Source organism: Bradyrhizobium sp. (assembly GCF_049512235.1).
Classification (GTDB): Bacteria; Pseudomonadota; Alphaproteobacteria; order Rhizobiales; family Xanthobacteraceae; genus Bradyrhizobium.
Window position 1 is genome coordinate 1 of sequence record NZ_JBEKXH010000457.1, and the last position, 5,241, is coordinate 5,241.

A 5,241-nucleotide genomic window follows, 5' to 3' on the forward strand; every position below is an offset into this window, starting at 1 on the left:
TTCGGCGCAAGATCGACGGGCCGTATGAGCCGCCCATGATCCATACCGTCCGCGGCAAGGGATTCATTTTTGGTATCTAAGGTGGACAGCCTGCGCACGAGATCGAAACCGAAATCCCGCGGCACAATTTACAATTGTGACTGAACAAGATAGCGTCCGCGCATCGACCATTCCGGACCGAAAATGCGCTCTCTTTTGCTGGCCTTTCTGTTTTTTTCAACGACCTCGGCTTTCGCTCAGAGCGATCCTGCTGAACCTCAAAAAACGCCATTTACGGCCTGGCAGCTGGAGGAGTACGCCGCCTATACCCAGAAGTGCTTCCTTCGCCAGAGAGAGCCAATGCAGCATCGGCTTGAATTGTCCGTGACGATTGGGCCAGACGGCATGATTATTGGAGATCCCGAAGTCGTCGCTCCAATCGACAGTGATGAATTCAGAGAAGACGTAAGAACAGCTATCAAGAAGCTCCATCAGTGCCAGCCCTTTATTGTCGATCCTTTCGGACGGGTGCGAGTTCAATTCACACAAGTATTCAAATTCAGGGCTGGCCCCGAAGATCCAGGAGAGAGTATGATTGCAGCAATCCACGCGAATTTTAGAAATTGCTGGACGGCAGCGCGAACCGGGCCAACCATCTGGGTCAATCTCAGTTACAAGCCCGATGGGACGTATGCGAGTCCGCCATTGCTCATCAACCCAGAAAAAACCGCGGAGTATTCGCGCGCCGCAGCTCAGGTGATGCGACAGATAACGAAATGTCCGCCGGTGAAATTTCCAAAGGACAAATATCCAGATCCAGAGCAAAGCCTGAGATGGCAGTTCCCTAGCCATGAAGGCGCCAGGGTTTCTGGGTCGAAGCCTCCAGCCGACGCTTCCGACCCCGGATCCGACCGGCGATCTCGACCGCGCCAAGGAAGCCGCCACGGCCTGTCGCGGACGCACGATCGCGTCTGAATCGACCCTGAAAGGAACAGTATCATGAAGACCCCGATTTTTCTGGCGGCTGCCGCAGCGCTGGCGACCGCACATGGTGCCCAGGCAGCTCCGCTGGAATCGACCAGCGCCACGACCAGCTATCACCGCGTTGAAGTGGAGGGCGTGGGCGTCTTCTATCGCGAGGCAGGTCCGAACGACGCGCCTACCATCGTCCTGCTTCACGGCTTCCCATCCTCCTCGCGGGAATTCGATACGCTCATTCCTTTGCTGGCGACGCGCTACCACCTGATCGCACCAGACTTCCCGGGCTTCGGCCAGAGTGATGCGCCACCGCCGGCGGCATACGCATACACTTTTGACCATCTCGCGAAGACGATCGACGACCTTCTCGCGGCGATCAACGTCAAGAGCTATTCGCTCTACCTGTCCAAGCCAGGTCAGCGGGAGATCCAAGCGGCGCTGCTCTACGACTACCGTACCAATGTCGCCTCCTATCCGGCGTGGCAGGCATGGCTGCGCCGGCACCAGCCGGCCACCCTGGTGGCATGGGGAGCGAACGACCCGTCGTTTACGGCGCCCGGCGCCGAGGCGTTCAAGCGCGACCTGCAAGACGCGGAGATTCACTTGCTGGACGCCGGCCATTTCGCGCTCGACGAAAAGACAGACGAGATTGCGCGGCTGATCCTGGATTTCATGGCCAAGCAACCGGGCTGATGCTTGGCCACGCGTACTTGCTCGCTGCAAGCTTCAACTCATCGCGTTCCGAAGCCAGGTCGGAATTCGGTCGCTGTCAGGGCATCGCCGGCATGTCCCGACCTGCTGTCGGCTCGATCCGATCGCGATTGACCCTCTTCAGATATCGGGCTTGATCGGCATCTCGGCCCAAAAGCTAGTCCAAGCCAGCGCGGCGAAAGCCTTCCAAATAGTGCTCTCGGTCGGCGTCCTGCTGGATCGGCATGTGATCTGCTATCCAGGCGAGAGAAATATTGGGCTGCGCGCGCCGAAGCTCCAAGAGTGCGGTTCTGGCGATATCCTGCTTTCCGGCCATGGCCGCGGCGGCCGTCAGCACGCGGTGGGCGCCGACAAAATCGCCGCGCCGCCGGATCGCCTCTCGCGACAGCCGCAGCGCCTCGTCATAGTTGCGGCCAAGGAACTGGGCGTAGGCGGCGATGCCGTAATAGACCGCCGAATGAGGATCGCGCGGGCTGAGGCGCAACGCGCGGCGCGCGGCCAAATCGCCTTCTTCCCAGCGTCCGCAATAGGACAGCGCCAGGCCAAAATACCCCTGGGCGAGCGAGAAGTTCGGATTGAGGCGCAAGGCCAACTCGAACTCGGCCAGCGAGTCTTCGAAGCGCCGCGCGAACAAATAAACGCCGCCCAGCGCGTGATGCGCCCAAGGATCCTCGCTGTCGGCCAGAATCGCTGCCAGCGACGCGCGCTCGGCGATCGGCACCACCGTCGCCATATCCGCCCAGCCCATATGCGCGGTGAACATGTAGCTGGTAGCGAGAACCCCGAGCGCCTGGCCGTAATTCGGATCTATGGCGATCGCCTTCTCGAGCAGCGCCTGCGCGACAAGGTTGTCCTGCCTGGTCACCCGCCAGTAATGCGACAGTGCCCGCATCACCAGATCCCACGCATCCATGCTGTCGGGTGGCTTGCGCCTGGCGCGGAAATTTTCCGCTGCATAGAGCTGCGGCTCGATCGCGGCGACGATGGCCTCGGTGATTTCGTCCTGCACGGCGAACACGTCGGCAAGTCCGCGGTCGTAGTGCTCCGCCCAGATATGGCTTCCGGTGGCGGCATCGTTGAGCTGCGCCGAGATGCGCACGCGGTCACCGCTTTTGCGCACGCTGCCCTCCACCACATAACCGACACCGAGTTCCTCGGTGATCTGCTTCATGTGGACGGCCTTGCCCTTATAGATAAACGAGGAGTTCCGCGCGATCACGAAGAACCAACGCAGCTTGGACAGCGCGGTAATGATGTCCTCGCTGATGCCGTCGGAAAAATACTCCTGCTCGGGATCGCCGCTCATGTTGACAAAGGGAAGCACGGCGATGGCGGGCCGGTCGGGCAGCGGCAGCCCCGGCCGCAACGACTGATGGATTTCATCGGCGGGCGGAGCGGTGGCCTGTGCCGGTTCGGCGCCGTTTGACGGCGTGCGCACCGCGCCGACAAAGCGCAGGCCCCTGCGCGCGAACGTGCGGATCAGTCTTTGCTCCTCGCCACTGTCGCCAATCGCCTTGCGCGCGGCGTTGATACGGCTCGTCACCGTCGAATCCGACACAATTCGGCCGCCCCAGATCGAGGCGAGGAGATCGTCCTTGTTGACGACGCGGTCGCGGTTCTCCACCAGGTAGACCAGGAGGTCGAACACCTGGGGCTCTACGGCAATCGCCTCCGAACCGCGGCGCAGCTCCCGCCCGTCCGTATCAAGTCGATGATCGGAAAACAGATATAACACGTCGCCGCCCTGTGCCGCCGGCTGAGCCCGGCCTCAAGGAATAATCAGGCCTATCTCATGGCAAAATCAAGGACCGGGCAAAGCTTTTCGACTGCAGCCTCGTCATGCTGCGCGCTTTCGGAGCGCAATCCCCGTGCTTGCAGCGGAGGAGACCATGACCCAGACTATCCAGTCGTTTAATGCGGACAGGCGTAATGCGGACACAAGCAGCCAAGGCCATGTCGCCGGACGGATGATGGCGTTGCTCTATGGCATCGTGGTCTACGTCCTGTTCTTCGTCACCTTCCTCTACGCCATCGGCTTCGTTGAAGATCTGGTGGTGCCAAAGACCATCGACAGCGGATCGGCAGGATCGAGCGAGCAAGCGCTGGTCGTCAATCTGGTGCTGCTGTCCATCTTCGCCATTCAGCACAGCGTGATGGCGCGTCCACAGTTCAAGCAATGGTGGACCAAATTCGTCCCGGCTTCGGTCGAACGCACCACTTACGTCCTGCTCGCCAGCCTGGCGCTTGCGCTTTTGCTCTGGCAGTGGCAGCCGATGCCCGAGGCGGTGTGGCAGATCGCCAATACGCCCATCGCCATGACGATGACTTGCCTGTCACTGGTCGGCTGGCTGATCGTGCTGACCTCGACGTTTCTGATCAATCACTTCGAGCTGTTCGGATTGCATCAGGTGGCGAACAATCTGGTTGGCCGCCCGATGCGGGCGCCGCGTTTCCGTACGCCGCTGTTCTACCATTTCGTGCGGCATCCGATTTATCTCGGCTTTATCATCGCCTTCTGGGCAGCGCCCACCATGAGTGTCGGCCATCTATTGTTCGCGGCGGTGACCACGGCCTACATTTTTGTCGGCATCCGGCTGGAGGAACGCGACCTGATCGACGTCTTCGGCGACGGCTATCGCCGCTACCGGGAGCGCGTGTCGATGCTGCTGCCGTGGCGAAAATCCGCCTGAGCCATCATTTCGGAGGCTGAACCGGCGGCACCGCTCACGCGCGGTGCCGCAGCCTTGCTAAAGCTTGAGCTGTGCGCGCCAGCAAAGGTCCCACCGGAGGTTGCTGCAATCGGGCGAGCGGCTGCCTTCCAGCGATTGTACCTGGCGCAGGAGCCAGCCGCTGTGCTTTGATGGACTTGATCGATCAGCATCAATCCAGGGGGCTGGTTTTGCCCGACGAACGTGTTGAGCGACGATTGGCGGCGGTGCTGGCGGCGGATGTCGCCGGCTATAGCCGCCTGATGGGCACGGACGAAGAAGCCACGTTGGCCGTTCTCAAGAATGTTCGTAAAACCATTGTCGACCCCTCCATTTCCGCCCATCGCGGTCGCATCGTAAAGACCACCGGGGACGGCATGCTGGTCGAGTTCGCAAGCGCCGTGGATGCGGCGAGGTGCGCCGCCGACGTACAACGCGCCATGGCCGATCAAAATGCCGGCGTGCCGCATGATCGGAGGGTCGACTTTCGCATCGGTATTCATGTCGGCGATATCATGTTCGATGACAATGATATCTTCGGCGACGGCGTCAATATTGCAGCGCGCCTCGAAGGAATATCGGATGCCGGCGGAGTGTGTATTTCGGATGACGCCTACCGGCAGATACGCGGCAAGGTCGAGATTGTATTTGATGACATCGGACCACAGGCGCTGAAAAATATTGCCGAACCGATGCGCGCCTGGCGCATACAGATTGACGCGGCCGGTTCTGTTGCGTGGTCGCAAAAGCCTTCAATTGATCCCCATGTTCTCGCGTTACCCGACAAGCCGTCAATAGCCGTGCTGCCGTTCCAGAATATGAGCGGCGATCCCGAGCAAGAGCATTTTGCCGACGGCATGGTGGA

The 5,241-nt window shown here is 60.5% G+C and carries 5 protein-coding genes; 4 read left to right on the forward strand and 1 reads right to left on the reverse strand.

Features of this window, described 5'->3' with window-relative positions:
- The first annotated feature begins 183 nt into the window (after nt 1–183).
- Nucleotides 184–954, forward strand: coding sequence for a hypothetical protein (locus ABSG20_RS29260; protein ID WP_423867943.1), 771 nt, complete (start codon nt 184–186; stop codon nt 952–954).
- A 24-nt stretch (nt 955–978) separates the two neighbouring features.
- Nucleotides 979–1,650 carry an alpha/beta fold hydrolase gene (locus tag ABSG20_RS29265; protein ID WP_423867944.1) on the forward strand — a complete coding sequence of 224 codons (672 nt, stop codon included), beginning with the start codon at nt 979–981 and terminating at the stop codon, nt 1,648–1,650.
- 175 nt (nt 1,651–1,825) lie between these two features.
- Here the strand turns inward: ABSG20_RS29265 and ABSG20_RS29270 are convergent, their stop codons facing one another.
- Nucleotides 1,826–3,403, reverse strand: coding sequence for a winged helix-turn-helix domain-containing tetratricopeptide repeat protein (locus ABSG20_RS29270; RefSeq protein ID WP_423867945.1), 1,578 nt, complete (start codon nt 3,401–3,403; stop codon nt 1,826–1,828).
- 232 nt (nt 3,404–3,635) lie between these two features.
- Here ABSG20_RS29270 and mddA point away from each other — a divergent pair, with 232 nt between their 5' ends.
- Both mddA and ABSG20_RS29280 read left to right on the forward strand, forming a co-directional pair.
- Nucleotides 3,636–4,358, forward strand: coding sequence for a methanethiol S-methyltransferase (gene mddA / locus ABSG20_RS29275; protein ID WP_423867947.1), 723 nt, complete (start codon nt 3,636–3,638; stop codon nt 4,356–4,358).
- A gap of 170 nt (nt 4,359–4,528) precedes the next feature.
- Nucleotides 4,529–5,241, forward strand: a 713-nt coding sequence (locus ABSG20_RS29280; protein WP_423867946.1) for an adenylate/guanylate cyclase domain-containing protein, incomplete at its 3' end; no start/stop codon positions are given.